Consider the following 25343-nt stretch of genomic DNA (forward strand, 5'->3'; position numbering starts at 1 on the left):
TTCGGGCGCGCCGCCGCCGGCGAGCAGCCCGGCGAGCGCCCGGGCCCGGTGCTCGGCGGCGAGGTGGACGGTGCGGGCCCCGTCGCGCTCGCCCGCGGCCTCGCCGATCCGGGTGAGCAGGTCGAGCGAGCCGGCCGTGAACTCGCGCTCGGCGCCCAACTCGGCGCGGCGGCCCAGCTTGTGGGCGAAGCCGTGCACCAGGTCGGCGAGGCCGTCCGTGTCGCGGGTGTCGGTGACGGCGCGCAGCAGCAGGTCGGTGAAGTCGGAGTCGTTCTTGACGGCGAACAGGCCGGCGGCCTCGCCCTCGTCGGCGTTCATCTCGCGCTGGTAGCGGAAGAGTTCGGGGTCGAGGCCGAGCCGGTTGAGGTGCTCGACCCAGCGCTCGTGGATCTCCTCCCAGGCGACGTCCAGATTGGGGTAGGCCCTGCCGGTCTCGGTGAGGACGTCGCGGAAGCCCTTCATGGTGCGGCGGCGGCCGGCGGCGCCCGAGGTGCCGTCGGCGCGGGGGCGCAGCGCGCTGGACTCGGCGACGGGCAGCGAGTCGAGGCCCATCCCCGGCCCTGGCCGGAACGAGTACCAGGCCTCGGCGAACTTGCGGGGGTCGCCGGAGACCTGGCGGCCGCGCCACTCGCTGACCTTGCCGACGACGACGGTCTCGCCGGTGAGGGTGTGCTGCCACTCCAGCGCGACGTGACCGCAGTCGTCGGCCAGCAGGAACTTGCGCAGCACGCCGGAGCTGGCCCCGCCCAGCGTGTTGCGGTGGCCGGGGAGCATCACCGAGAAGATGAGCTTGAGCAGCACGGACTTGCCGCCGCCGTTCTCCAGGAAGAGCACCCCGGCGGGCGCCGGGCGGCGCGGCGGGCCGACGGGCTCGTCCTCGAAGAAGTCCGCCTGGGCGGGCGCCGGCTGCGGCACCGGGTCGCCGACGCCGCGCAGGTCGAGCACGGTGTCGGCGTAACGGGCGCCGGCGGGTCCGATGGAGTAGAGGCGGATCCGGGACAGCTCGTACATGGCGGGGGCTCTCGTGAATCGCTGGGTCGGGGTCGGGGTCGGGGTCGGGGTCGGGGTCGTGGGCGCGGTCTCGCGGGGTGTTCCGGTCAGCCGTGGAAGGGCAGTCCCGCTCCGTCGACCAGCGCGCCGTCGTCGGTCTCGGCGGCCAGCAGCGAGGCGCTGCCGTCGCTGACCGGCACGATGCCGAGCTCGAGCAGCTCGGCCATGGCGCCGGTCGCGGCGAGCTCGCGAACCTGGAGCTGGTAGCGGGCGGTGGTGCGGTAGGTGCCGCCCCCGTCGTCTCCGGTGCGTTGGAGGAAGCCGGAGTCGGCGAGGAAGCCGACGGCCTTGCCGATGATGCCGGTGGTGGAGCCGGCGAGCCGCCTGGCGTCCTTGGTGGCGCCGGTGGCGCTGCGGCGGGCGTAGACCCGCCAGGCGGCCTCCAGGCCCGGCGCGTCGCTGACCGGGTCGGTGTTCTCGCCCTCGCCGGCGGCCCGCTCCTCGAGCCGGCGGCAGGCCTGGCGGACGAACGCCTCGACGCCGTTGACCGTGATCCGGCCGAGGTAGCCGTCGTCGGCGAGGTCGGCGGGGCGGGGGAACGCGAGCGCGGCGACGGCCAGATGGGCCAGGCCGTGCAGGAAGCGGTCGGCCGGGTCGGCGGTGGCGCGGCGCGCGTACTCGCCCATCCGGACGGCGAAGACGGAGTCCTCGCCGGCGGCGACGGCCATGCCGGCGCGGGTGGACACCTCCAGCACCACCAGGCCGAGGCCGGTGGCCACGGCGTCGGCGAGCCGGGCGAAGGGGGGCTCCTCCTGGTAGCGCCTGAGCAGCCCGCCGTACTCGGCGTCCCGGGCCGGGGAGAGCTTGGGCTGCAGGCCGAACGACACCAGGCGGGCCGCGTCGGCGGCGTCGGCCGGCGTCGGGCCGCTCCGCGGCGGGGCGGGGGGCTGTTCGCCGGTGGGGTCGGTCATCGTGCGTCCTTCGCTGCGCGGCTTGACGGTTGCGGCCGGTGCGGGGGCCGCCCTGGCGGGCGGCGCCGGCGGTGGGTGGAACGGTGACGGTTCGGTGCGGGGGCCCCTGCGGGGCGGCGGCCGGGCCGGGTGGCGGGCCGGGGCAGTGCGACGGCCTTCGCGGGGCGGCAGCCGAGCCAAGTGGCCGGCCGGGGCAGTGCGACGGCCCCTGCGGGGCGACGGCCGAGCCGCGTGGCCGGCCGGGACGGTGCGACGACCCCCGCAGGGCGACGGCCGAGCCGCGTGACGGGCCAGGGCAGTGCAACGGCCCCGTGCCGGTGCCGCCCGCGGGCCGACCCGCACGGGCGCGGCCGGGGGCCCGGAGCCGTGATGCCGGTCGCCGGACCGGCGAGGGTGCGATGGCGGGCCGGCGCGAGCGCGTTCGCGGGTGGACGGCCGGGGTCCTGGGCGAGGACCGGCCGCCAACCGGTGGGACGGGAGTGCCGGTTCCGAACCTGACGGGTCGGCCGCGGCTCGGCCGGGGGCCGGTCGGCGACACGTGCGGGGCGGACCGGGCCGAAGCGCAGGAGGGGAAGCGCCTGGCACAGCCGAGATGCTGGCCCGGCGCGCTCGGACCCGACCGCCGGCCGACCGCCGGTTGCCTGAGCTGATACCGGCCCGCAGACGCCGGGCCGCCAGGCCCGGACGGTGGCGGGGAACCGCCGGATCGGAAACAAACGGCGCCGCCGGGAACCGGCGGCCACGTCACGCGCCGACCCGACCGCCAGCCGACCGCCGGTCACCCCGGCCGATACCGGCCGGCGGGTGTCGGGCCGCCAGGCCCGCGCGGCGGCGCGCCGCGTCATCGGGGGGGCTCCGTGGGGGCGGGGACGGTGACCAACGTGCGGGCGGGGCGGCGGTCGGGGGTGGGGCCGCCGGAGGCGAGGCGAGCGGTGCCGACGATCAGGTCGGCACCGCCGAACTCCTCGTCGTCCAGCTCGGTGCCGTCGTCCACGGCGAACAGCAGGCTCGTCTCGCCCTGCCGGTAGGCGGTGCCCACCGGTGGGCTGGCCGCGTGCACGGCGAGCAGCGCGACCAGATAGGGCAGGTCGTGGTCGGCGCGGCGGGCCTCCGCGAGCAGGCCGGAGAGCCGGCGGGGCGCGTCCTCGGGGAGTTGGAGCAGTTCGAGGGCGGCGGCCAGCTGCTCCTCGCTGAACCGGCTGTCGTCCGGGGTGGTGACGAGGTCGGGCTCCGGCAGCTCGGCGCCCAGGTGCTCGCGTGGCACCGGCGGGGTGAGCAGCAGCTCGGTGAGGTCGGCGAGGCGCACCGCGCCCGGTGGGCGGATCCCGGTGCCGCGGGCGAAGAAGGCGTCGGTGACGCGGACCGCGCGCTCCAGCGGCTCGGGCAGCAGGGGGGCGAGCAGTTGGCCGTGGAGGTCGGCGCCGGCCCTGGCCGCGGGGGGCCGGAACGCCTGCCGGTCCTGCTCGGCCCGGAACAGCGGGCCGGCCTCCAGGAGTCTGGACTGGAGCTGGGTGTGCCGCCTGATGCAGTCCTTGACGATGTCGACCAGCTCGGCGGCGCGCAGCTTGTGGCCGGTGTCGGTGGCCTCGTCGCGAGCGCGCCTGATGTTGGTGAGGATCGCGTTCTCGTGGCGATAGCGGTCGGCGATGTGGCCGAGGGCCTCGTCGATCAGGTCGGGCACGGCGTGCAGCCAGTCGACGGCGCGGACGTCGCGCCTGGTGGTCTCCAGGGTGCGGCGCAGCGTCTCCGCGTACTGGACGGTGCGGTATCTGGCCTGCTCGGCGGCGAGTTGGGCGTCGGCGAGGCGGCCGCGGTTGATCAGCACCTCCAGCTTGACCTCGGCGGCGATCTGGGCGCTGGTGACGTCCGTGTCGAGGGCGCCGACCAGCACGTTGACCGCCTCGTCTGTGGTGCGCAGGTAGACGCCACCGCCGGGGCCCGGGACCTCCTCGACGAGCTTGAAGTCGTAGTCCCTGCGGACGTAGGAGCCGTCCGGCTCGAAGGTGCCGTAGACCGCGCGGAAACCGCGGTCGACACTGCCGACGTTGATGAGGTTGTCCAACACCCAGCGGGCGACCCGCTCGTGCTCGGCGGCCTGGCGGCTCGGGGCCTGGGCGGCGACCCGGGGCAACAGCCGGGCGACGACCTGCTCGTGGTCGGCGCCGGTGTCGAAGTCCATGCTGAGGGTGACCAGATCGATGGCGGCGAGCGCCACCTCGGCCATCGCGTAGGTGCCGTACTCGCCGGCGAGGTTGGCCTTGCGCGCGTCCAGGTCGTGCAGCGGCGCGGTGCACGCGAGGGCGCGCAGCCGGCGGGCGAGACCCTCGTCGGCGGCCGGCCCGGGGGCCGGGCGGCCGCCTGGTGGCGGGCCGCCGGGCGCCGGGTCGGCCGGCGAGGAGGCGGCCGGGCCCTGGTTGGCCGGCGGAGCTGAGGAGGGTGCGGTCACGTGGCACACCTTAGGCGGTGCCACTGACAGTGAGTGTCGATCGCCCATTCGATCGCCGCGGTCGCGGCGGGCGCGGCGCGCTCCGGGATGCGGAGGCGCGCGGGGCGCGGTCCAATGGGAATGTCCCCCAATGGGAGCAATGGGAGGAGGCCGGCGATGGCCGCCCCACGGCGTCTGCTGCGGGTCCTTCCGGCCGGCTACCGGGAGCGCCTGATGGACCTGGCGGAGGAGGTTTCCTTCGCGCAGGGCGAACGGATCTTCGAGGAGAGGGGGCGGGCCGACCGGTTCTGGATCATCAGGTCCGGGACGGTGACGCTCGACCTGCGTCTCGGCGGGCCGAAGCCGACCGCCGTCTCCTCGCTCGACACCGGGGATCTGCTGGGCTGGTCCTGGCTGTTCCCGCCCTACGAATGGGACTTCGGCGCCGAGGCGCTGTCACCGGTGCGGGCCTACGAGTTCCAGGGCCCGGAGGTGCAGGCGCTCTGCGACGAGGACCCGGCGTTCGGCTACGCGCTGCTGCGGGTGATCGCCGAGATCCTGGCCTACCGGGTGCGGGCGGCGCGGACCAGGCTGCTCGACCTGTTCGCCCCGCACGCCGGCAACCGGTAGCCGGTAGCCGCGAAGCGCCTTGCCGGCGGGGCCACGACGGTCAGGCGGCGGACGAGCGATCGGCGGGCAGCGGCGGCGGCGTGCGCCGACCGAGCCGGTCGAGCCCTTCGACGCGCTCCAGCCGCTCCAGCCGCTCCAGCCGCTCCAGCCGTTCGAGGCGTTCGAGGCGTTCGAGGCGGGCCAGCCCGTCGAGCGGGTCGAGGCGGTCGGCCGGGTCCGGCCGGTCGAGCGGCGCGACGGCCGCGCCGGGACGCTGGGCCAGGCCGGCGAGCGCCGCCCTGGTGGCGGCATGGGAGGCCGCGTCGAGGGTGTGCGCGGTGCCGGCGACCCGGTGTCCGGTCTCGCGGACGGCGAGCCCGACGAGTCCCGGCAGCAGGTCGGTGGCCCTGGCCAGCATCCATCTGGTGCCGCGGGTGGCCAGCCAGCGGAAGCAGGCGGCCCTGGTGGGCGGCGGGCGGTCGGCCGTCGCCGCGGGCGCCGTCCCGGTGGCGACGCCGCGGTCCGCGAGCGCCGCGTGGAACTCGCGGGCCAGCAGCCGGTGCCCGAGCTCGCTCGGGTGCAGCCGGTCCACGCTCCACGCGGCGCGCGTCGCGGCCACCGGGTGGCCGGCCAGGTGGACGTGCACGGCGCCGTGCCGGCGCGACAGTTGGTGTACGACGTCGTTGAGCGCGGTCATCCGGCGGGCGAGCGGGCGGGTCAGCGCGGTCGGCAGGTGGAGCATCCCGCCGGGGTCGGGCAGGCAGGCGGTGAGCACCAGGGTGCCCTCCCGGCTCAGGGTGCCGATGACCGTGTCCAGGTCGCGGGCGCTCGCGGCGATGTCGAAGGCGGAGCGGAGCGTGTCATTGCCGCCGATGATCACCCCGGCCACGTGGGGGCGGACGCGGCGGGCGGCGGTGAGCTGCTCGCCCGCGGCGTCCGCGGTGCGGGCGCCGCTGCGGGCCAGGTTGGTCAGCCGCGCGGGCTGGCCGCGCTCGGGCGCGGTGAGGCCGGCGGCCAGCAGCGGCGCCCAGCCGCGCCAGCCGCCGGGCACCGGGTCGCCGAGCCCCTCGGTGAGGGAGTCGCCGAGCGTGACGAACCGCAGGGGGCCGCTCACCGCCGGCCGCCCTCGGCCACCGGGACCTGCTCGGGCGCCGGCCTGACGACCGCGGGCGCCTCGAGGGCGGCCAGGAACGCGCCGACGGCGGCCGACCACGGGAACTCCTCGGCGCGGGCGCGCGCGACGGCGCGCCGGCTCTCGGCGGGGCGGGCGAGCAGCCGCTGCACCCCGTCCGCGAAGCTCGCGCCGTCGGCCGCGGTGGTGCCGGCGACGCCGAGCAGCGCGGGCACGGCCGAGCGGCTGTTGGCGACCACGGGGGTGCCGCAGGCCAGTGCCTCCATGGCGGCCAGGCCGAAGGTCTCGGCAGGCCCGGGTGCGAGCACGATGTCGGCGGTGGCCTGGAGGACCGCGAGGTCGGCGGGGTCGCCGACGTGTCCCGAGAAGACGACGGGCAGCCCGGCCGCGGTGGCCCGCTCGCGCAGCCGGCCGAGCAGCGGCCCGTCGCCGGCGATGACCAGCCTGGCGGGGACGCCGCGCCGGCGCAGCTCGGCGAGGGCGTCGAGGGCGAGGCCCGGGCGCTTCTCCGGGGAGAGGCGGGAGCACATGGCGAGCAGCACCTCGTCCTCGCCGCGGAGTTCGGCGTGCAGCGCGGGGTCGTGGAGGCCGGGGTGGCAGCGGCGCAGGTCGACGCCCAGCGGGGCGCGGACCACGTTGCGCGCGCCGACCCGGTGGAACTCACGCGCCGCCCACTCGGTGGTGCAGACCACCCGGGTGAAGGCGTGCGCGGTCCGCCGGTTGAGCCCGTCGGCGGCGCGCCGGCACCAGCCGGCGGGCAGGCCCCAGGTGTCCATGACGCCGTCCACGCTCTCGTGGGAGACCATCACGGCCGGCACTCGGTGGTGCCTGGCCCACTCCCCCGTCCAGCGCAGGGTGGTGCGGTCGGAGACCTCGAGCCGGTCGGGGGCGAGGGTCTCCAACAGCCGGGCGAGGCGCCGCCGGTCGGTCAGCACCCGGTAGCCGCCGGTGCCCGGCAGCCGGTGCCCCGGCAGGGTGATGACGCGTCCCTGGGTGGTGCGGGTGTCGCTCACCTTCTCGCCGGGGATGACCAGCACCGGTTCGTGTCCGGCGGCCAGGTAGCCGGCGCCCAGCTCGCGCAGCGCGGTGCGCAGGCCACCGGAGCTGGGGGCGACGAAGTTGGCCAGCCGGACGATGCGCAGTCCGGTCACCTGACCGCCACCTCCCGGGCCTGCCGGACGTGGGTGTAGTGCTCGACGAGCTGGTCGCCGATGGCCTCCCAGGTGCGTCCCGCGACGTCGGCGAGGCCGGTCTCGGCGAGGCGGGCGCGGAGCGCCAGGTCGTCGCGGAGCGTCCGCACCGCCTCGCGCAGCGCGGCGCCGTCACCGGGCGGCACGAGCAGCCCGTTCCTGCCGTGGTCGACCAGGTCGAGGGGGCCGCCGGCGGCCGGGGCCACCACGGGCACCCCGCTGGCCTGGGCCTCCTGGACGGTCTGGCAGAACGTCTCGAAGGGGCCGGTGTGGGCGAAGACGTCGAGCGAGGCGTAGACCGTGGCCAGGTCGTCGCCGGTGCGGCGGCCGAGGAAGCGGGCCCGGGGCAGGGCGGCGCGCAGCGCGGTGCCGCTCGGCCCGTCGCCCGTCACGACGAGCTTGACGCCGGGCAGCGCGGACGCCTGGGCGAGCAGGTCGACCCGCTTCTCGGGGGCCAGCCGCCCGACGTAGCCGAGCAGCAGCTCGCCGTTCGGGGCCAGCTCGCGGCGGAGCGCCTCGTCGCGCAGCTCGGGCCTGAACCGTCCGGTGTCCACGCCGCGCTGCCACAGCCGCACCCGCGGCACCCCGTGGGCCTCCAGGGCCCGGATGGAGTCGCTCGACGGGGCCAGGGTCAGGTCCGCGGCGGAGTGCACCGCGCGGATCCGGCGCCAGGCGGCGAGCTCGCCGGCGCCCAGGTAGGTACGCGCGTACCCGGCGAGGTCGGTCTGGTAGACGGCGACGGCCGGCACCCCGGCGCGCGCCGCGACGGCCATGCCGCGGGCGCCGAGCACGAAGGGGCTGGCGAGGTGCACGACGTCGGGCCGGTGGCTGGCGACGGCGGCGGCGAGCCGGCGGCTCGGCAGGGCGACCCGGACCTGGGGATAGCCGGGCAGCGGCAGGGAGGGGACGTGCACGACGGGGGCGGGGCCGTCGTGGTCGTTGGGGGCACCTCCCTGCGTTAGCTGGGGGAGGGTGCCGGGGGCGGGGGCGGGAGCGACGACCAACGGGTGGTGGCCGCGCTCGGCGAGGTGTCGGGCGACCTGCAGAGCGGTGTGGGCCACGCCGTTGACATCGGGGGGATAGGACTCGGAGACGATCAGGACTCGCATCGGGGAGGTGCGCATACGAGCGTTGTCTCCGACGGGGGCGTGGTTCCGCCCACATCCGTATGTCCGTTCGGAAAACGTCCCATGAGCCTTAGGGCTCGGGGGTCATCCGGTGGCCCGATCGCCGAGCCGGCCGCGGACGGCGAGCTGCACGTCGGCCTGCTCCGCGGGATCGGTGGCCAGCCGGCGCAGCCGCTCCACCACCCGCTTGTCGACGGTGGTCGCGCAGCGGGCGGCGACCTCGCGGGTGGCCTCCTCGCAGTCCCACAGGCACTCGACGGCGAAGCCGGTGGTGAAGGAGGGGTCGGTGCCGGCCAGGGCCCGCGCGACGTCGCCGCGCAGCTGGGAGGAGGCGGTCTCGCGGTAGATGTGGCGGAGCACGGGGACGGCCCCGCCGACGGCGAGCCGGCCCGCGCCCTCCACCAGGGGCCGCAGCTCCCTGGCCTCCATCCCGCGGCTCCGCACCGCGCGCAGCAGCGCCGTCAGCACCCGCGGGGCGTCCCGGCTGCCGCCGCGCCTGGCCAGCATGGCGGCGGCGCACGAGCCGAGCTCGTCGTCGCGATCGGCCCAGCGCCTGGCCTGCCGGAGCGCGGACTCGCCGCCCATCCGGGAGAACGCGGTGACGGCGGCCCGCGCCACGTCCTCGTCCGGCGCGCAGGCCGCGGCCTCGATCAGCGGGAAGACCACCGGCTCCTCGCGCTCGGCGAGGTGCCGCAGCGCGGCCGCGCGCACCGCCGGCTGGCCCGCCTCGGCGGCGGCCAGCAGCGTGGCGCGGTCGGCGGGGCCGGCCACGGCGGCCAGGCAGCGGGCGGCGGCGGCCTCCCGCCACTGCCGCGGCGACTGCTCGTACCCCTCGCGGGCCCAGTCGAGGATGGCGGTGACGCTCCAGCCCGGTTGCGGCCCGGGCGGCCGCAGCTGCCGCTGCCAGCGGTCGAAGTCGCCGTGTTCCAGGGCGCGCGCCAGGCGGGCGCGCTGCTCGGGGCGGTCCGGATCGCCGGCCCAGACGTGCCAGGGGCGTGGCTCGAAGGAGTCGCGGACGGCGGCGGTGAGGGCGGCCTCGCCCTCCTCGGTGTGCGGGAAGCGGAGCAGGATCTCGGGCCCCAGGGCGCGAAGACCGGCGTCGTCGTCGCGGACGGCCAGCTCGTCGAGCGCCCAGCGCCAGTTGGCGCCGGTCACGGCGTAGCGGCGGAGCAGCGCGAGGGCCTCGCGGTCGCCGTAGGAGGTGAGGTGGCCGAGCACCGAGAGGGCGAGCCCGGTGCGCTCCTCCTCGGGGCGCACCGCGTCGTCCGGGTGGAACAGGTGTGCGGCGACGGCGCCGAGCCCGACGCCCAGCTCCCCGTAGAGCCGCGCGTAGTAGAGGGAGCGGTGCTCCAGCTGCCAGTCCCGGCGTGGGTCGTGCAGCACGCAGCGCTCGAGCGCGGCGACGGCCTCCGCCCGCGGAGCCGCGAGGGCGTGCAGCCACCCGTCGCCGCGCCCCCGCTGGAGGAGCCCGAGAAGGGTCCCGCTGGGCGCTATGTCTGTTTCAGTAGGACTGGCGAACATATGAGTCAGCATCCGGTGCGGTCGATCCCGTGGCAAGGCATTTCCGTTGGGACGGCTCCTTGCCGGTGCGAGCCCGTTCTACACCCAACGGAGGTGAACGGGCGTCCCCGGGCGGCTGAATCTCTTACGGAGCGGGGAAGGCTGTGGAACAGTCTGGAGTCGTCCGCCGGGAAGGCGGCCCCGCCGACCGACCCGGGACGTCAGGTCCTGTCCGCGCCGTATCAGGGACCCGCCATGCTCTCCTCGCAGCACCCGGAACCCCCCACGAACGACCTCCCCGAGGGGACCTCGCCCGACGGGCTCGACGAGCTGATCGCCCGCGCGCGCCGGCTGCGCGACGACATCGAGACACTGCGCCGCGGTGAGGCGTCACACGGCACCCCCGAGCCCCGGCGGTCGGCCTGGGAGCTGGCCCTCGACGGCCTCGACGACGTGGGGGAGCGGCTCGCCGAGCTGCGGGCCGACGGCGGCCAGGACGAGGGCGGGGCGCGGGCCGGTGCCGAGCCGCCTGCGGGCCGGGTGGGCAACGCGAAGTGGAACCTGCTGACCGACGGGGTGGTGTGGTCGGAGGAGATGTACGCGATCTTCGGCCGCCCGTTGGCCGAGGGGCCGCTCACCCTTGACCAGTTGCCCTCCTGGCTGCCGCCCGAGGACCAGCCCTCGCTGACGGCGGCCGTCACGGACTGCCTGGTGGACGGGCGGCCGATGGACTGCGAGTTCCGCATCACCCGGCCGGACGGCTCGCGCCGGCTGGTGCGGATGGCCGGCGAGCCGGTGCTCGACGACAACGGCGGCACCGTCGCGATGTGCGCCATGATCCGCGACCTGCGCGAGGACCAGCCGGCCCCCGGGCCCGGCCAGGGGCCCGACGCCGCGGCGGCGGACGCCCTGCCGCCGGGCGCGGCTGGGCGTGGCGCGGGTGGCCAGGGCGTGGCCGCGGGACCCGAGCCGGCCGGCGGACCGCGCGGGATCGTGGACGAGCCGTCGGCCCCGGTCGGCGAGGCGCTGGCCGGCCGCGGCGTCTCGGTGGCGCTCGAGGACTCGGTGCTCGCGCCGTGGCTCGGCTCCCCCGAGCCCGGCGGGCCGGACGGCCCGCCCGGGTCGCTGGAACTCGCCGCCCGCTTCCTGCCCGCCGGCAGCGGGGCGCCGATGAGCGGCCGGTGGTTCGACTCGCTGACGCTGCCGGACGGCGGCCGCCTGCTGACCGTCGGCGACCTCTCGGGCCACGGCCCGGCCGCCACCGCCGGCACCGCCACGGTGCTCGGCGCGATCCGCGGCATCGCGCTGACCGGCGCGCCGCCCGGGGCGCTGCTCGGCCACCTCAACCAGCTGCTCGACCGCGCCATGCACCCGGCCCTGGCCAGCGTGCTGTGCTGCCACTACGAGCCGGACCTCGGCGCGCTCACCTGGGCGCAGGCCGGCCATCCGGCCCCGCTGCTCTGCCGGGACGGCACCGGCTGGGCCCTGCCGCGCCCCGCCGGGCCGCTGCTCGGCGCGGACGGCGACGCCCGCTTCGCGCAGCGGACGGACCGGTTGGCGCCCGGCGACGTGCTGGTGCTCCACACCGACGGGCTGTTTTCGGCCATCCCACGACAGCTGCCGGCGGGCCACGCCGGCGATCACCGGCTGATCGACCTCGCCCCCCGGCTGAGCTCGGCGCGCAGCGCGACGGAGTGCCTGCGGGTGATCACCGCGGTCTGCGGCGAGGTGGGCAGGGAGGACGACGCCTGCCTGCTGGTGGCCAGGGTGCGGAGCTGACGAACGCCGGCGAGGCGGGGCCGGCGGCGGCCCCGCCTCGGCCGCCGATCAGGCCGGCCGCCCCCCGGACCGCGAGGATCCCGACGGCTGCGGGGGCAGCACCTGTTCGATCTCCTCGCGCAGGCTCTCGATCCTGGCGTAGCCCGCGTAGTAGCCGGTGAGCCGGTACATCTCGCGCAGCCGGTCCCAGGTGCGGTGCGACGAGTTCTCGCCGATGCTCGCCAGCGCCAACCTGGCGTAGCGGTCGGCCTGCTCGGGGTCGTCGGCGATGAAGCAGGCCGAGGCCATCGAGAGCTGGTCGAAGATCCGCGACCTGCCCCGTTCGTCCTCGCGCAGCGCCAGCGCCTGGACGGCGAACCTGGTGGCCGGCCGGGCGGCGGCCGGGTCGTGCTCGGCGAGGGTGCGGTAGGCCAGCGCCTGCATGCCGTAGAGGTCGGCCTCGTCGAACATCTGCATCCAGCTCGGCGGCGGCACGTCCCCCCGGTCGGAGACGAACATCTCCTCGGCCTGGCCGAGGAGCCGCCGCATGGTCTGCCCGTGGCCCATCGACGCCTCGGCCCACGCCTCGATGGTGCGGAGCATCGCCCGGGTGCGGGGCAGCGCCTCCTCGCCCATGCCCGAGTTGGCCAACTGCATCAGGTCCAGGGCGTCGTCCGGCCGGCCGAGGTGGACCATCTGCCGGGCCGCCCTGGACAGCGCCTCCCCGGCGCGCGGCTGGTCGCCGCCCTCCCTGGCCGCGTGCGCGGCGATCACGAAGTACTTCTGCGCGGTGGGCTCCAGGCCCACGTCGTGCGACATCCAGCCGGCCAGCACCGCGAGGTTGGCCGCCACCCCCCACAGCCGCCGCTGCAGGTGTTCCGGATGCCGGAAGGCCAGCATGCCGCCGACCTCGTTGAGCTGGCCGACCACGGCCTTGCGCTGGAGGCCGCCGCCCCGGGAGGCGTCCCAGGCGCGGAAGATGTCCACCGAGCGCTCCAGGGCCTCGATCTCCTCCGCGCCGACGGGCGCCGCCTCGTAGCGGTCGAGCCCGGCGGGATCGGCGGTGGTCAGTGAGTCGTAAGGGGTCATGACGTCGCGGGCCGGAGGGGTCCGCAACCAGTCGTACATGGCGTCGCTGAGGGCTGATCCTGCGGCGAGCGCGGCGCCCGCACCCACCATGCCGCGTCGGTTGAGCATGAGGTCCATTCCCGTGAATTCGGTGAGGACCGCGGCCGTCCGCTGGGGTGCCCACGGCAGTCCATGGATGGACGGCCGTGTCCCCGCTTCCCCCGGCCGGCGGAACCCGAGGTCCTCGATGGTCACGACACGACCGAGCCGCTCGGTGAACAACGTCGCCAGCACCTCGGGCACCGGATCTCTCGGGGTCTCCCCCGTGTCGATCCAGCGACGGACCCGCGAGGTGTCCGTGGCCAACTGCGGATAGCCCTGGGCGGCCGCCTGGCGGTTGACCAGCCTGGCGAGTTCACCCTTGGACCACCCGGTCAGCCGGAACAGGTCCGCGAGACGAGTGTTGGTTCTGCTGCTCACGTCAAGCCCCCAGGATCTCGGCTGAGTTGACAGTAACCGCCGCGCAACGGCCACACGACAATTCGCCAGGGTTTCGCCAGGGCACGCCACATGGTGTGCCACCCGCGCGAGGGAGTGATGTAGACACCGCGCGACCCCGGTCCGGTGACCGCCCGGCATTTCCCCAGGATGCTGGGCGGCCCCACCGGCCCGGGTGCGCCGTGAACCTTCCGGCACACGAAGGGACCGTGCCCGCCTATGTATCCAGCACCAACCCCCGTGGTCTCCCGGGCCCGGCCGCGGCTCGTCGGCCAGCTCGGCGGCGCCCCGGTGAGCGGCGCGGAGGGCCGCGCCCGCCGGCAGCGCCGCCCCGGGCCCGCGCCGGGCGCCGGGCGGATCGACTTCTCGCTCTCGGGCGGCGAGCGGCTGCGCGCCACCCTGTCCGCCACCCAGGAGATCTGCCCCGAGTTCACCCCGGTGCAGGTCGTCAGGGACGCGGGCCCCTCGGTCGTGCTGATCGGCATGGCAGGCCGCCGCGCCGCCGTCGCCAAGCACCTCCTCGACCCGACCGGTCCTGGTGCCGACCGGACCAGGTCGGAGATAACGGCCTACCGCACCTTCGTGCACCACCGGCCCCCGGTGCGGGCCCCCCGGCTGATCGCCGACGACCCGCACAGCGGCACCCTGGTGGTCGAGTTCGTCCCCGGTCGGGTCGGCGCCACCCGGCGGCACCCGACGTCCGCCCCGTCCGCCGGCGAGCTGCGCGGGGTGGTCGGCGCGATCCGACGGCTCAACACCTGGCGGCCGCCGGAGGGCGTGTTCCCCGACGCGGTGAGCTACCCGGCCTGGCTCGCCCGCTACCACTCGCTCGGGCTGCTCACCGACCGGGACGTGGGCGACATGCAGGCGCTGCTGCACGGCCTGTGCGGCCGCGGCCGGCAGGAGCTGCCCCGGCAGTTCTGCCACGGCGCGGCGCAGCTGTCCCACATCCTGCTCTCGCCCAACGGCCCGGTGCTGGTGAGCTGGGAGGCGGCCGGCTGGTACCTGCCCGGCTACGACCTGGCCACGCTCTGGTCGGTGCTGGCCGACGCGCCGCTGATGCGGCGTCAGATCAGCCAGACCGCGCAGGCCGCGGGCCCCCGCGGCCGGGACGCCTTCCTCGTCAACCTGATGCTGGTGCTCACCCGGGAGATCCGGCTCTGCGAGGAGGCGGTGCAGCGTGCCATCCGGCGGCCGATGACCACCCCGGCCGGCGGCGGTCTCTCCTTCGGCGAGGAGCAACGGCTGTTGCTGCGCCGCCTGCACGACGACTGGGCGCTGGCCCGCCGCGCGATCCGCGCCGCCGTGGGAACGCGCTAGCCGAGCGCCGGCGGCGGGGCCGGCGCCGGTCAGCCGTGGTCAGCCGTGGTCAGCGCTGGAACATCTCGGCGGGGAGCGGCTTCAGCAGGGCGTAGAGGTCGTCGGTGATGGGGCGCTCCCAGCTGGCGATCGTGACGAGCACGCCGTCGTCGCGGTCGAACTGGACGCAGGAGACCCGGCCTTCGGTGCAGGTGATGCGCCGCACGATCAGCAGGTTGCCGTCGTGCATCACCGGAACGTCCTCGCTGCCGGTGGCCGTGACCTCGTCGTCGATCTCCAGCGCGGCCAGCAACTGGTGCACCTCGAAGGGAACTTCGTCCTCCTCGATGTCCCTGGCCGGCGAGCCCTCCGGCAGGTTGCCGATCACCATCGCCGGGCCGCGGCCGCCGAACAGGTCGTAGCGCAGCACGACGCCCTGGCAGCTGCCGTCGGGCGCGGGCAGCAGACCGGCGCCCAGCACGCCCGGCCAGTCGCCCGGGTCCATGGCGAGCACGTCGAAGTCGGGCCCTGCGGGCGAGGCGGCGCTGCGGCGGCGGAGGAAGGACATGCGGCCATGGTACGTGGGCTGCCTCACCCCCCGGTCGCCCCGCTTTCCGGCGGGGTGGCCACCTGTCGGTAGAGCTCGACGGCCTCGCCGGCCCTGCCCAGCTGTTCGAGGCAGTGCGCCTCGTCGTTGCGGCTGGCGAGCGCGTCGGGGTGGCCGGGGCCGAGCGCCCGCTCCCGCGCGCGGCGCACCCCGCGGTGTTCGGCCAGCGCCTCGTCCCACCGGCCGAGCCAGCCGAGTGCGACCGCGATCTCCCGGCCGCTGACCAGGGTGTCGGGGTGGTCGGGGCCCAGGGTGTCGGCGCGCAGGTCGCGGACGACGCGGGCCTCGGACAGGGCCTCCTCCCACCGGTCGAGGCGGCCGAAGCTGATGCCCAGGGCGTGCCGGGCCCGCAGCGTCTCCGGGTGGGCGGCGCCCTGGGTGCGCGCCCTGGCCTGGGCCAGCTCGTGGAAGTGCGCCACCGCCTCGCCCGACCGGCCGAGCCGCCCGAGGAGCACGCCGACCTCGAACCTGGCGTCGAGGGTGTCGGGGTGCTCGGGCCCCAACACCCGGGCGCGGGCGGCCGCGACGCCGGCGTGGCCGGCGAACGCCTCGTCGTACCGGCCGAGCCGGAACAGCGCGTACGCCGTCTCGTAGCCGCTGGCGAGCGTGTCGGGGTGCTCCTCGCCGAGCGCCCTGGCGCGCTCCGCGGCGACCGCCCGGTGCACCTCGTGCGCGTCCTCCCAGCGGCCGAGCCGGCCCAGGCTGAGCCCGGCCCGGTGCCGGCTGGCCAGCACCGCCAGGTATTCGGGTGCCGGGGCCTCGGGTGCCGGGGCCTCGGGTGCCGGGGCGCGCCGCTCGCCGCTCTGCCTGAGCAGGGCGGTGGGGGCGAGCCCCGTCCACTGGCCGGTGAGGCCGGCGGAGCGGTCGGGCCGCGGCAGCCGCAGCGACCAGGAGCCGCTGGCCCGGGATCCGGGGCCCATGCCGCGGGTCCACGCCGGCAGCCGCTCCGCGGTCCTGCGGGCCGGGGCGGGCACCAGCTCCGCGCCCTCCGCGGTGCGGACGTCGGCGAGCAGCCGGCGGGCGATGACGGCCGCGTCCTCCGGCCGGTCGGCCGGGTCCTTGGCGAGCAGTCGGAGGATGAACCGGTCGAGCTCCGCCGGCAGTTCTGGTCGCGCGGCGCTCGGCGGGGTGGGCGGGGTGTCGCGGTGGCCGATCAGGATGGCCCAGGGGTCGCCGAGGTCGAACGGCGGCACCCCGGTGGCGATCTCGTACAGCACGCAGCCGAGCGAGTAGAGGTCGCTGCGGTGGTCGACGCCGACGCCGGCGATCTGCTCGGGGGACATGTAGTGCGGGGTGCCCATGGCCATGCCGGCGCTGGTGAGCTTGGAGGTGAGGCCGATGTCCTGGGCGATCCTGGCGATGCCGAAGTCGCAGATCTTCACGGTGCCGTCGGTGAGCCACATGACGTTGGCCGGCTTCAGGTCGCGGTGGATGATGCCCTGGCCGTGGGTGTAGGCCAGGGCCGCGGCGACCTGGTCGGCGACGTCGACGATCTCCGCCACCGAGAGCGGGCCGCCGCGCTCGGTGAGCAGCTCGCTGAGGTTCCGGCCCTCGAGCAGCTCCATCACCAGGTAGAGGACGCCGTCGGACTCGCCGAAGTCGTGCACCACGGTGACGCCCCTGTGTTGCAGCGAGGCGGCCACCCGCGCCTCGCGCCTGAAGCGCTCCCGCAGCACGCGCAGGAACGGCTCCTCGTCCTGTCGACCGCCCAGTGGCTTGAGGCACTTGACCGCCACCCGCCGGTCGAGCGCCTCGTCCCTGGCCCGCCAGACCTCCCCCATACCGCCCCGCCCGATCAGCTCGAGCAGCTGGTAGCGGCCGTGGATCAACGCGCGTTCCGCCATCGCCCGCCTCGCCCCCGTTGTCGCCGGCTGTGTAGCGCCCCCACTCTTTCCTCCAGTATGGCTACCTGGTCCGGACGTTCCTATGCCAATGGGCGGCAAAGTGCGGTATCGGGCCACCCGGGGAACAAACCGGCCAGGGCCCCGGCACCGCCGTGCCGGCCGACCCGCCGCCCGGCGAATTCGCTCCTTCGGGTTTCGCTCCTTCGGGTAACGGCGAGGGCGCGCCCGTGACCTGCGGCCCGCGCCGGACCACGGGGCGCGGGCGCCGGGCGCGGCAGTAGCATCCGCACCATGAACGCACCGTCCACGCCGCCAGTGCCGGCCGCACCGTCCGAGGGACCGGGGGGACCCGAGGCGCTGTGCCTCGGCGAGACGATGGCGCAGGTGACGCCGGACCGCGGCGGCCGGCTCGACCGGTCCTCGCCCCAGCTGCTGCGGGCCGGCGGCGCCGAGTCCAACGTGGCGATGCTGCTCGCGGCGCTCGGCCACCGGGCGGCGTGGTGCGGGCGGTTGGGCGCCGACCCGCTGGGCGACCTGGTGCTCGGGGAGGTGGCGGCGGCCGGTGTCGACACCGCGCTGGTGGCGCGCGACGCGCGGCGGCCGACCGGCGTCTACTTCAAGGCCCCGGGCCCGACCGGCACCACCGTGCACTACTACCGCCGGGGTTCGGCGGCCTCCGCGATGGACGTCGGGCTGGCGGGCGAACTGGCCGCCGCGCGGCCCCGGATCCTGCATCTGAGCGGGATCACCCCGGCCCTCTCGGCCGGCTGCCGCGAGCTGGTCGAGCACCTGGTGCGGGACCGGCCGGTGCCCGGCGCGCTGGTGAGCTTCGACGTCAACCACCGGGCGCCGCTGTGGGATCCGGAGGCGGGTCGGGACCCGGCGGCCGAACTGCTCGCACTTGCCCGGGCGTCGGACGTGGTCTTCGTGGGCCTCGACGAGGCGGCCGGGCTGTGGGGCGTCGCGACGGCCGAGGAGGTGCGGGGGCTGATCGGCGGCCCGGCCTGCCTGGTCGTCAAGGACGGGGCCGACGAGGCGGTCTGCTTCGACGGGGACCTGGTGGTCAGGGAGCCGGCGCCGAGGGTCGAGGTGGTGGAACCTGTCGGCGCGGGGGACGCGTTCGCGGCGGGCTGGCTGAGCGGGCTGCTGCGCGGCCTCGGCCACGGGCCGCGGCTGCGGCTCGGCCACCTGGTGGCCGGCGCGGTGCTCGGCTCGGTGGCCGACCAGGCCGAGTTGCCCGGGCCGGCCGAGATCGACGCCAGGCTCGGCGCTTCGCCCGAGGCGTGGCGCGCCGGCGTCCCCGGGCCCCGACCGGTCATCACCGCGACGTCACGGGAGAGTTGAGGATGGGCAGGATCGACGCGCACCACCACGTCTGGGACCTCGCGCGGCGGCCACACGACTGGCTCGCCGGCCCCGAGACCTCGGCGATCCGCCGCTCCTTCGGGCTCGCGGACCTGGCGGCGCCCGCCGCGGCCGCCGGGGTGACCCGCACCGTGCTGGTGCAGGTGCTGCCCGAGGTGGCGGAGACGGCGGAGTTCCTGGCGCTGGCCGCCGACGACGAGCTGGTGGCCGGGGTGGTGGGCTGGGTCGACCTGACGCTCGGCGACGCGGTGGCCGAGCGGCTGGCCGCGCTGCGCGAGGGTCCTGGCGGCGAGCTGCTCGTGGGGGTGCGGCACCTGGTGCAGGGCGAGCCGGACGCGCGCTGGCTGTGCCGTCCCGACGTGCGGCGCGGCCTGGCCGCCGTGGCGGCCGCCGGCCTCGCCTACGACCTGTTGGTGCTGCCCCACCAGCTGCCGGCGGCGCTCGACACGGTGCGGGCGCTGCCGGGGCTCACCTTCGTCCTCGACCACCTGGCGAAGCCGCCGATCGCCGCCGGGTCCCGGCAGCCGTGGGCGCGGCTGATCGGGGAGCTGGCCGTGGAGCCCAACGTGTACGCCAAGCTGTCCGGTCTTGTCACCGAGGCGGACCACGCCACCTGGACGGTGGCCGCGCTGCGGCCCTACGCGGAGACGGCGCTGACCGCGTTCGGCACCGGGCGGCTGATGTTCGGCTCGGACTGGCCGGTGTGCCTGCTGGCCGCGTCCTACGCCGAGGTGGTGGGCGCGACCGAGGAGCTGACGGCGGGGCTCGGCCCGGCCGAGCGGGCCGACGTCTTCGGCGGCGTGGCGGCCCGCGCCTACCGCCTGCCGGCACCGCCGGCCGGCTAGGCCCGGGCCGAGGACAAGCTCAGGAGGCGCTCAGGGCTTGGTCCCCTCCTGCTCCTCCTCGATGCGGCGGTTCCAGTCGGGCTTGCTGGCCTGCCAGCCGTCCTCGTCCTTGCCGCGCCGCCAGTAGCCGGAGACCGACAGCTGCTCGCGGGTGAGGCCGCGGTCGTGCCGCAGGTGGCGGCGGAGTTCCCGGACGAAGTGGGCCTCGCCGTGCAGGAAGGCGTGCACCCGGCCGGGCGGGAACGCGGCGCCGGTGACGGCCGGCACCAGGGCGGCGCCAGGGTCGCCCGGCACTCGGTCGAGCCAGGTGATCTCGACGGATCCCGGCGACTCCAGCTTCTGCTCCTCCTCCGGGCCGCCGACCTCGAGGAAGACCCGGGCCACGGCGCCGGCCGGCAGCGCGGCGAGGGCGGTGGCGATGGCCGGCATGGCGCTCTCGTCGCCGATCAGCAGGTGCCAGTCGGCCGTCGGGTCGGGGGCGTAGGCGCCGCCTGGCCCCGCGAAGTGCAGTTCGTCGCCCGGTCGGGCCGCGGTGGCCCAGGGGCCGGCCAGGCCCTCGTCGCCGTGGGTGACGAAGTCGACGGTCAGCTCGAGGGCGGCCGGGTCCCAGCGCCGCACGGTGTACGTCCGCGTCCTCGGCCACTGCTCGCGTGGCAGGTCGCGGCGGATGGCGCCCAGGTCGAACGGCTGCGGGTAGGCCACGCCGGGCGCCGGGAAGAGCAGCTTCACATAGCTGTCGGTGTGCGAGCCCGTGGCGAACTCGCGCAGGCCGTCGCCGCCGAACACCACCCTGATCATGTGGGGGGTGAGGCGCTCCCGGCGCAACACCAACGCGCGGTGGGTCGTGGGGGTCCTGGGGGTCTGCCGTTCGGTCACGTGCACTCCTCGCTCTCTAGAGGTTAGGGTCACCTAACTCGGAGGGCGCGTCAAATGGGACCGGTCCGGGGCCCCCACCAGGGGGTGGCCTCAGTCGACGGCCACCACCTCCACCGGAGTGGTCAGCACCCGGGCCCCGGTGACCGCGCGGACGGCGCCCGTCACGGCGAAGTCGGCGGTCAGCGGGAGGTCCTCGCTCGAGTGGCCGACGGCGACCGTGAAGGTGCCGGGTTCCACGATTCGGCGCTGATCCACCCCGGTGAACGAGGTGCGGTCGGCGTGCAGCCGGAAGCGGACCCGGGCGGCGGCGCCGGCGGCGAGCGAGACCCTGGCGTAGCCCACCAGCTCCCGGACCGGCCTGGTCACCTGCGCGGTGTGGTCGGAGAGGTAGAGCTGCACCACGTCGTCGCCGTCCAGCCGGCCGGTGTTCCGCACGGTCGCCTCGACGGTCAGCTCGCCGTCGGCCGGGATCTCCCCGGCGCTCAGCGCGAGGTCCTCGTGGCGGAACTCGGTGTAGGAGCCGCCGTGCCCGAAGGGGTAGCGGGGCGAGGGGTCGACGTTGGAGACGCCCTGGCTGAACCGGCCGAGCGGCGGGGCGAGATAGGTGCCAGGTTGGCCGCCCGGGTGCCGTGGGACGCCGACCGGGAGGTGGCCGCTCGGGTTGATCCGGCCGGCGAGCACGCCGGCGATGGCGGCGCCGCCCTCCGCGCCGGGCAGGAACGCCTGGACGACGGCGGCGCAGCGGTCGGCGACGTCGCCGAGCGCGTAGGGGCGTCCCGAGACGACGACCAGCACCAGCGGGGTGCCGGTGGCCAGCAGCGCCTCGACCAGCTCGGCCTGGGCGCCGGGCAGCCGCAGGTCCATGGCGTCGCAGCCCTCGCCCGAGGTGCCCCGGCCGAACATGCTGGCCAGGTCGCCGACGGCGGCGACGCAGACGTCGGCGCGGGCGGCCGCCTCGACGGCCGCCGGGATGCCGGCGGGGTCGGGGTCGAGGACGGCGACGCCCCTGGCGTACTCGACGGTGGCGGCCGGGAGTTCGGCGCCGAGCGCGGTGCGCAGCGAGTCGATGGGCAGTCCCGTGCCGCGCTCCTCGTAGCGGGAGAGCACGTGGTTGGGGAAGGAGTAGCAGCCGAGGAAGGTGCGCGGGTCGTCGGCGCAGGGGCCGACGAGCGCGATCCGGCGGGCGGTGGCGGGCAGCGGCAGGGTGCCGTGGTTGTCGAGCAGGATCACGGACTTCTCGGCGAGTTCGCGGGCCAGGGCCCGGTTGGCCGGCGGGTCGAGGTCGACGGGCCGGCCTTCCTCGGCACCGGCCGGCGCGGGGTGCCAGTCGGGGTCGAGCAGCCCGAGGGCGATCTTCTGGCGCAGCACCCGCCGTACCGAGCGGTCGATCAGCTCCTCGGGCGCCAGCTCGGCGATTCGGGTGTAGGCGTCGGCGGCGGGCAGTTCGACGTCGATGCCGGCGCGCAGGGCCAGGGCGCCCGACTCGGCGCGGGTGGCGGTGACGCGGTGCATCAGGTCGAGGAAGCTGATGGCCCAGTAGTCGGAGACGACGGTGCCGGTGAAGCCCCAGGCGTCGCGCAGCACGCCGGTGAGCAGGCCGTGGTGGGCGGCTGCGGGCAGCCCGTCGAGGTCGGAGTAGGAGTTCATCACCGAGCCGGCGCCGCCCTCCCTGACCGCCATCTCGAACGGCGGCAGGATCACGTCGGCGAACTCCCGTGGCCCGATGGGCACGGGGGCGTGGTTGCGGCCGGCGCGGGAGGCCGAGTAGCCGGCGAAGTGCTTGAGGGTGGCGACGACGCCCCGCTCCTGGAGGCCGCGCACATAGGCGGTGCCCAGGGTGCCGACCAGGTAGGGGTCCTCGCCGATGGTCTCCTCGACACGCCCCCAGCGGTAGTCGCGGACGACGTCGAGCAGCGGCGAGAGGCCCTGGTGGACGCCGACCGCGCGCATGTCGTGGCCGATGGCGCCGGCCATCCGGCCGACCAGGTCGGGGTCGAAGGTGGCGCCCCAGGCGATGGCGGCCGGGTAGACGGTGGCGCCCAGGGTGGTGAAGCCGGTGAGGCACTCCTCGTGGGCGATGGCGGGCACGCCGAGCCGGGTCTCCTCGGCCAGTCGCCGCTGGTACTCGGCCAGCCGTTCGGCGCCCGCCGCGGGTTCGACGGGCGCGCTGCCGAACACCCGGGTGAGGTGGCCGAGGCCGTGCGCCGCGGCCTCCTCGAACGGGCGGTGGCCGGCCTCGAAGGCGCTCTGCATCGGGGCCACGTCCCCGCCCTCGGCGCGCACCTCGGTCGCGGCGCGCGGCCAGTGGGCGCCGAGTTGGGCCAGTTTCTCCTCGACGGTCATGGCGGCCAGCAGCGCCTCGACGCGGTCGTCCTGGGGTAGCGAGGGGTCACGCCAGGGCGCGGTCTTCGGCATGTGCGCTCCTTCGTCACCGGTCCGACACCGGCCCGTCAGTGATGGAAAAAGTTTCCAGTTGTTCACTAAACCCAGAGCACGGTAGGCCGCCGGCATTCGGGCGTCAATACAGCCAAGAATCCTCGAAACTATTTCGTGGACCTCAGGTAGGGTGGCGTTGCGACACGGCGGCGAGGCGGAGGCGATGGCGCGAACGAACGGCACCCGGGCGACCCTTGACGCGGTGGCGGCCGCCGCCGGGGTGTCCAAGGCCACGGTGTCCAAGGTGCTCAACGGGCGCCCCGGGGTCTCCGGCGAGACCCGGGAGCGGGTGCGGGAGGCCATGCGCCGGGTCGGCTACTCCCCCACCGTCGGGCCGCGCGACCCCGCGCCGGCCGGCAGCGTGCAGGTCGTCTTCGACACCCTGGTCAACCCGTACGCGGTCCACGTGCTCGACGGAGTGCTCGCGGGCGCCGAGGAGTTGGGCGCCGAGGTCGTCACGAGCGTGCTGCGCCCGAACGGCGGCGTCCGCACCACGCCGGTCGGGCCCGCCTGGCTCGAGCAGCTGAGCGCCCGGGGCCGGGCCGGCCTGATCCTGGTCACCTCCGAGCTGACCGCGGACGAGATCGCCACCTGCCACCGGCTGGGGCTCGGCCTGGTGGTGGTGGATCCGCTCAACCCGCTGGACGAGAGCCTGGTCAGCGTGGGCGCCACCAACTGGGCGGGCGGCGTGCAGGCCACCGAGCACCTGCTCTCGCTCGGCCACCGGCGGATCGGCTACGCCGGCGGCCCCGACCGCTCGGTGCCGGCGCGCGAGCGGCTGCACGGCTACCGGGACGCGCTGGAGTCCGCCGGCGTCCCGCAGGACCCCGAGCTGGCGCTGCTCGACGCGTTCCAGCCCGACGCCGGCCGGCGGATGGCGGACGCGCTGCTCGACCTGGCCGACCCGCCAACGGCCGTCTTCGCCGGCAGCGACAGCATCGCCATGGGCGTGCTGGTGGCCGCGCGCGCCCGGGGGCTGCGGGTGCCAGGCGAGCTGAGCGTGGTCGGCTTCGACGACACCTACGGCACCCTGTGGACGGATCCGCCGCTGACCACCGTCCACCAGCCGCTGCGCGACATGGGCCGGGTCGCCGTCCGCACCACGCTGCAGCTCGCCAGGGGCGAGAAGCCCGACTCGCACCATGTCCAGCTCGCCACCCGGCTGTTGGTGCGCGGCTCCACCGCCCCGCCGTAACGCTCCGCTGGCAGTGCCGCGGCAGGCCGTCTTTCGCCGGCGGGCGCGTCGTGGCCGGTCGCGCCCACGCGGCGGAGCCGCCCCACGTTACGGTCCCGCGCCCCTTCGGGGTGCCGTGAAGCGGAGGCGAACTCGGCCCGCCAGGCTCGGGCCGTGGCCGCCGGTTGGGCGTTACCGCGGAGCTACTGCCGGCCCTGGCGCAGGCCGGCCAGGAAGCGCCAGAGCCCGGAGCGCGGGCGCTGCGGCGCGGCGGCGGGGGCCGCGTCGCCCGGGGCGGCCGGGTCGGAGGTCTCGGGCGCGGCGGCCGGCAGCGGCGCGGTGCCGGCGAGTTGCCGGTAGCGCACCGGGAGCGTCTTCACGCCGCGGAAGTAGGTCGAGGCGCGCCACGGGATCTGGTCGACCGGCAGCACGAGTTCGAGCTCGCAGCGCTCGAACAGCCGGCTGACGGCCGTGGTGGCCACCATCTCGGCCAGCTCCTGGAAGGGACACTGGTGCGGGCCCGCGCCCCAGGCGAGGTGGGCGCGGGAGCTCGTGAGCGCGTCGTCGTCGAGCGCGCTGACGAACACCGGGTCGCCGTGCGCGGCGGCCACCGAGGGCATCACCGGGTCGCCGGCGGCCAGCCGGAAGTCGCCCAGGTCGACGTCGGAGACCGGGAAGCGCAGCGAGAGGTTGGTCCAGGAGGGGTTGGCCATCTGCACGCGGTTGACCAGCTCGTGGATGGCGCCGGACTTCAGGTTGTCGTAGGCCGTGTCGTTGCCGCCCAGGACCTCGATCACGCTGTTGGTGATGGAGTTCGTGGCCGAGTCGGCCAACACGAGGATGGCGTAGAGCTCGGAGCCGATCTGCTCGTCCGACAGCTCGGGCGCCGCCGCGATGAGGCGGGTGGTGAGGTCCTCGCCCGGGTTCGCCCGCCGGTAGGCGGCGAGTTCGGTGGTCGCGGCGTGCAGCCTGACGATCGCCTCGGCCGCGTCCGGGCCCGAGTCGGCGAGCCGCCAGGCGTCCATGACGACGTCGTCGCCCTGCTCGACGGGGAAGCCGAACAGCCGGTTGATCACCATCAGCGGCAGCGGGCGGGCGAACTGGGCGCTCAGGTCGACGAATCCGCTGCCGCCGCCCTCCGTGAAGGCGGTGATCAGCTCGTCGACGTGCCGGCTCACCGCGGTCCTGAGCTCGATGGCCTGGGGCTGCCCCGGGTCCTGGAACGGTCGCATGGCGTCCTCCAGGGCGGCCCTGGTCGCCTTCCGCACCTCGTCGTCCTGGAGGAGCAGGGTGTTGGTCCGGTAGGCGGCCAGCATGGGCCACTCCTCCGGCACCAGCCCCTCCCTCAGCTCCCGCCAGTAGGAGGGCGTCTTCTTCCACTGCCGCTCGTCGCGCATCACGTCGAGGACCTCGTGGTAACCGATGACCAGCCAGACGGGATGGCCGAGCAGGTCCACGGGGGCCACCGCGCCGTACCGGTTGCGCAGCCGCTCGAAGACGAGGGCGGGGCGGGTCTCGAAGTCCCTCGTCATCAGCGGCTCCACGGCCAGCGACGCCAGATCGGACGGTATGCGCGATTCCATGCGGTCTTCCCTTGCCGAGCGGTTGGTCTCCCCTGGAGGGGCAGCC

18 protein-coding genes and 1 pseudogene are annotated in these 25343 nt (G+C 75.9%); 6 read left to right on the forward strand and 13 right to left on the reverse strand.

The window, feature by feature from the left end:
• From ACYVPE_RS25270 to ACYVPE_RS25280, 3 genes and pseudogenes are all read right to left on the reverse strand, one after another.
• Positions 1-1011 (reverse strand): annotated as a pseudogene (locus tag ACYVPE_RS25270) (hypothetical protein); the annotation flags it as partial.
• 86 nt (positions 1012-1097) lie between these two features.
• Positions 1098-1961, reverse strand: coding sequence for a hypothetical protein (locus ACYVPE_RS25275; protein ID WP_461036005.1), 864 nt, complete (start codon positions 1959-1961; stop codon positions 1098-1100).
• 841 nt (positions 1962-2802) lie between these two features.
• Positions 2803-4455: a hypothetical protein gene (locus tag ACYVPE_RS25280; RefSeq protein WP_461036006.1), complete on the reverse strand. Its 1653-nt coding sequence runs from the start codon at positions 4453-4455 to the stop codon at positions 2803-2805.
• Positions 4456-4563: 108 nt separating this feature from the next.
• On the opposite strand from ACYVPE_RS25280, the gene ACYVPE_RS25285 reads away from it, so the two are divergent.
• Positions 4564-5016 carry a cyclic nucleotide-binding domain-containing protein gene (locus ACYVPE_RS25285; RefSeq protein ID WP_461036007.1) on the forward strand — a complete coding sequence of 151 codons (453 nt, stop codon included), beginning with the start codon at positions 4564-4566 and terminating at the stop codon, positions 5014-5016.
• A 40-nt stretch (positions 5017-5056) separates the two neighbouring features.
• On the opposite strand, the gene ACYVPE_RS25290 is transcribed toward ACYVPE_RS25285, so the two are convergent.
• From ACYVPE_RS25290 to ACYVPE_RS25305, 4 genes are all read right to left on the reverse strand, one after another.
• Positions 5057-6109, reverse strand: a complete 1053-nt coding sequence (locus tag ACYVPE_RS25290) for an SGNH/GDSL hydrolase family protein (protein WP_461036008.1) — start codon at positions 6107-6109, stop codon at positions 5057-5059.
• Entirely contained in the window at positions 6106-7278 is a 1173-nt protein-coding gene (locus tag ACYVPE_RS25295; protein WP_461036009.1) for a glycosyltransferase, read from the reverse strand. The genes ACYVPE_RS25290 and ACYVPE_RS25295 overlap by 4 nt, the downstream gene beginning before the upstream one ends.
• The gene (locus ACYVPE_RS25300) at positions 7275-8426 is read right to left on the reverse strand and encodes a glycosyltransferase family 4 protein (protein WP_461036036.1); all 1152 of its coding nucleotides are present in this window, start codon (positions 8424-8426) and stop codon (positions 7275-7277) included. Before ACYVPE_RS25300 ends, ACYVPE_RS25295 begins: the two co-directional genes overlap by 4 nt.
• 102 nt (positions 8427-8528) lie before the next feature.
• The gene (locus tag ACYVPE_RS25305) at positions 8529-9965 is read right to left on the reverse strand and encodes a HEAT repeat domain-containing protein (RefSeq protein ID WP_461036010.1); all 1437 of its coding nucleotides are present in this window, start codon (positions 9963-9965) and stop codon (positions 8529-8531) included.
• A 234-nt stretch (positions 9966-10199) separates the two neighbouring features.
• Between ACYVPE_RS25305 and ACYVPE_RS25310 the strand changes: the two genes are divergently transcribed.
• The gene (locus ACYVPE_RS25310; RefSeq protein ID WP_461036011.1) at positions 10200-11723 is read left to right on the forward strand and encodes a SpoIIE family protein phosphatase; all 1524 of its coding nucleotides are present in this window, start codon (positions 10200-10202) and stop codon (positions 11721-11723) included.
• A 48-nt stretch (positions 11724-11771) separates the two neighbouring features.
• On the opposite strand, the gene ACYVPE_RS25315 is transcribed toward ACYVPE_RS25310, so the two are convergent.
• Positions 11772-13250 (reverse strand): DNA-binding protein NsdB, encoded by a 1479-nt coding sequence (locus ACYVPE_RS25315; RefSeq protein WP_461036012.1) that lies wholly within the window; start codon positions 13248-13250, stop codon positions 11772-11774.
• Between the two features lie 237 nt (positions 13251-13487).
• Between ACYVPE_RS25315 and ACYVPE_RS25320 the strand changes: the two genes are divergently transcribed.
• Positions 13488-14588, forward strand: a complete 1101-nt coding sequence (locus ACYVPE_RS25320) for an aminoglycoside phosphotransferase family protein (protein ID WP_461036013.1) — start codon at positions 13488-13490, stop codon at positions 14586-14588.
• A gap of 49 nt (positions 14589-14637) precedes the next feature.
• On the opposite strand, the gene ACYVPE_RS25325 is transcribed toward ACYVPE_RS25320, so the two are convergent.
• Both ACYVPE_RS25325 and ACYVPE_RS25330 read right to left on the reverse strand, forming a co-directional pair.
• Positions 14638-15135: a hypothetical protein gene (locus tag ACYVPE_RS25325; RefSeq protein ID WP_461036014.1), complete on the reverse strand. Its 498-nt coding sequence runs from the start codon at positions 15133-15135 to the stop codon at positions 14638-14640.
• A gap of 23 nt (positions 15136-15158) precedes the next feature.
• The gene (locus tag ACYVPE_RS25330) at positions 15159-17018 is read right to left on the reverse strand and encodes a serine/threonine-protein kinase (protein ID WP_461036015.1); all 1860 of its coding nucleotides are present in this window, start codon (positions 17016-17018) and stop codon (positions 15159-15161) included.
• Positions 17019-17309: 291 nt separating this feature from the next.
• Between ACYVPE_RS25330 and ACYVPE_RS25335 the strand changes: the two genes are divergently transcribed.
• Complete coding sequence (locus tag ACYVPE_RS25335) at positions 17310-18362, forward strand: sugar kinase (protein ID WP_461036016.1); 1053 nt, start codon at positions 17310-17312, stop codon at positions 18360-18362.
• A 2-nt stretch (positions 18363-18364) separates the two neighbouring features.
• Complete coding sequence (locus ACYVPE_RS25340; protein WP_461036017.1) at positions 18365-19228, forward strand: amidohydrolase family protein; 864 nt, start codon at positions 18365-18367, stop codon at positions 19226-19228.
• Between the two features lie 30 nt (positions 19229-19258).
• On the opposite strand, the gene ACYVPE_RS25345 is transcribed toward ACYVPE_RS25340, so the two are convergent.
• On the reverse strand, positions 19259-20104 hold the full coding sequence (locus ACYVPE_RS25345) for a siderophore-interacting protein (RefSeq protein WP_461036018.1): 846 nt from the start codon (positions 20102-20104) through the stop codon (positions 19259-19261).
• 90 nt (positions 20105-20194) lie between these two features.
• Entirely contained in the window at positions 20195-22519 is a 2325-nt protein-coding gene (locus ACYVPE_RS25350; RefSeq protein ID WP_461036019.1) for a glycoside hydrolase family 3 N-terminal domain-containing protein, read from the reverse strand.
• Positions 22520-22703: 184 nt separating this feature from the next.
• Between ACYVPE_RS25350 and ACYVPE_RS25355 the strand changes: the two genes are divergently transcribed.
• Positions 22704-23735, forward strand: a complete 1032-nt coding sequence (locus tag ACYVPE_RS25355; protein WP_461036020.1) for a LacI family DNA-binding transcriptional regulator — start codon at positions 22704-22706, stop codon at positions 23733-23735.
• A gap of 182 nt (positions 23736-23917) precedes the next feature.
• Here the strand turns inward: ACYVPE_RS25355 and ACYVPE_RS25360 are convergent, their stop codons facing one another.
• Positions 23918-25297 (reverse strand): cytochrome P450 family protein, encoded by a 1380-nt coding sequence (locus tag ACYVPE_RS25360; RefSeq protein WP_461036021.1) that lies wholly within the window; start codon positions 25295-25297, stop codon positions 23918-23920.
• Positions 25298-25343: the final 46 nt, after the last annotated feature.

This window comes from Streptomyces mayteni (assembly GCF_054783955.1).

What these genes read in the sequence shown, in the direction of transcription:
- ACYVPE_RS25275 (WP_461036005.1), bottom strand. Translation starts at nt 1,961, where the DNA reads ATGACCGACCCCACCGGCGAACAGCCCCCCGCCCCGCCGCGGAGCGGC.
- ACYVPE_RS25280 (WP_461036006.1), bottom strand. Translation starts at nt 4,455, where the DNA reads ATGGGCGATCGACACTCACTGTCAGTGGCACCGCCTAAGGTGTGCCAC.
- ACYVPE_RS25285 (WP_461036007.1), top strand. Translation starts at nt 4,564, where the DNA reads ATGGCCGCCCCACGGCGTCTGCTGCGGGTCCTTCCGGCCGGCTACCGG.
- ACYVPE_RS25300 (WP_461036036.1), bottom strand. Translation starts at nt 8,426, where the DNA reads ATGCGAGTCCTGATCGTCTCCGAGTCCTATCCCCCCGATGTCAACGGC.
- ACYVPE_RS25305 (WP_461036010.1), bottom strand. Translation starts at nt 9,965, where the DNA reads ATGTTCGCCAGTCCTACTGAAACAGACATAGCGCCCAGCGGGACCCTT.
- ACYVPE_RS25310 (WP_461036011.1), top strand. Translation starts at nt 10,200, where the DNA reads ATGCTCTCCTCGCAGCACCCGGAACCCCCCACGAACGACCTCCCCGAG.
- ACYVPE_RS25320 (WP_461036013.1), top strand. Translation starts at nt 13,488, where the DNA reads ATGTATCCAGCACCAACCCCCGTGGTCTCCCGGGCCCGGCCGCGGCTC.
- ACYVPE_RS25325 (WP_461036014.1), bottom strand. Translation starts at nt 15,135, where the DNA reads ATGTCCTTCCTCCGCCGCCGCAGCGCCGCCTCGCCCGCAGGGCCCGAC.
- ACYVPE_RS25330 (WP_461036015.1), bottom strand. Translation starts at nt 17,018, where the DNA reads ATGGCGGAACGCGCGTTGATCCACGGCCGCTACCAGCTGCTCGAGCTG.
- ACYVPE_RS25335 (WP_461036016.1), top strand. Translation starts at nt 17,310, where the DNA reads ATGAACGCACCGTCCACGCCGCCAGTGCCGGCCGCACCGTCCGAGGGA.
- ACYVPE_RS25340 (WP_461036017.1), top strand. Translation starts at nt 18,365, where the DNA reads ATGGGCAGGATCGACGCGCACCACCACGTCTGGGACCTCGCGCGGCGG.
- ACYVPE_RS25350 (WP_461036019.1), bottom strand. Translation starts at nt 22,519, where the DNA reads ATGCCGAAGACCGCGCCCTGGCGTGACCCCTCGCTACCCCAGGACGAC.
- ACYVPE_RS25355 (WP_461036020.1), top strand. Translation starts at nt 22,704, where the DNA reads ATGGCGCGAACGAACGGCACCCGGGCGACCCTTGACGCGGTGGCGGCC.
- ACYVPE_RS25360 (WP_461036021.1), bottom strand. Translation starts at nt 25,297, where the DNA reads ATGGAATCGCGCATACCGTCCGATCTGGCGTCGCTGGCCGTGGAGCCG.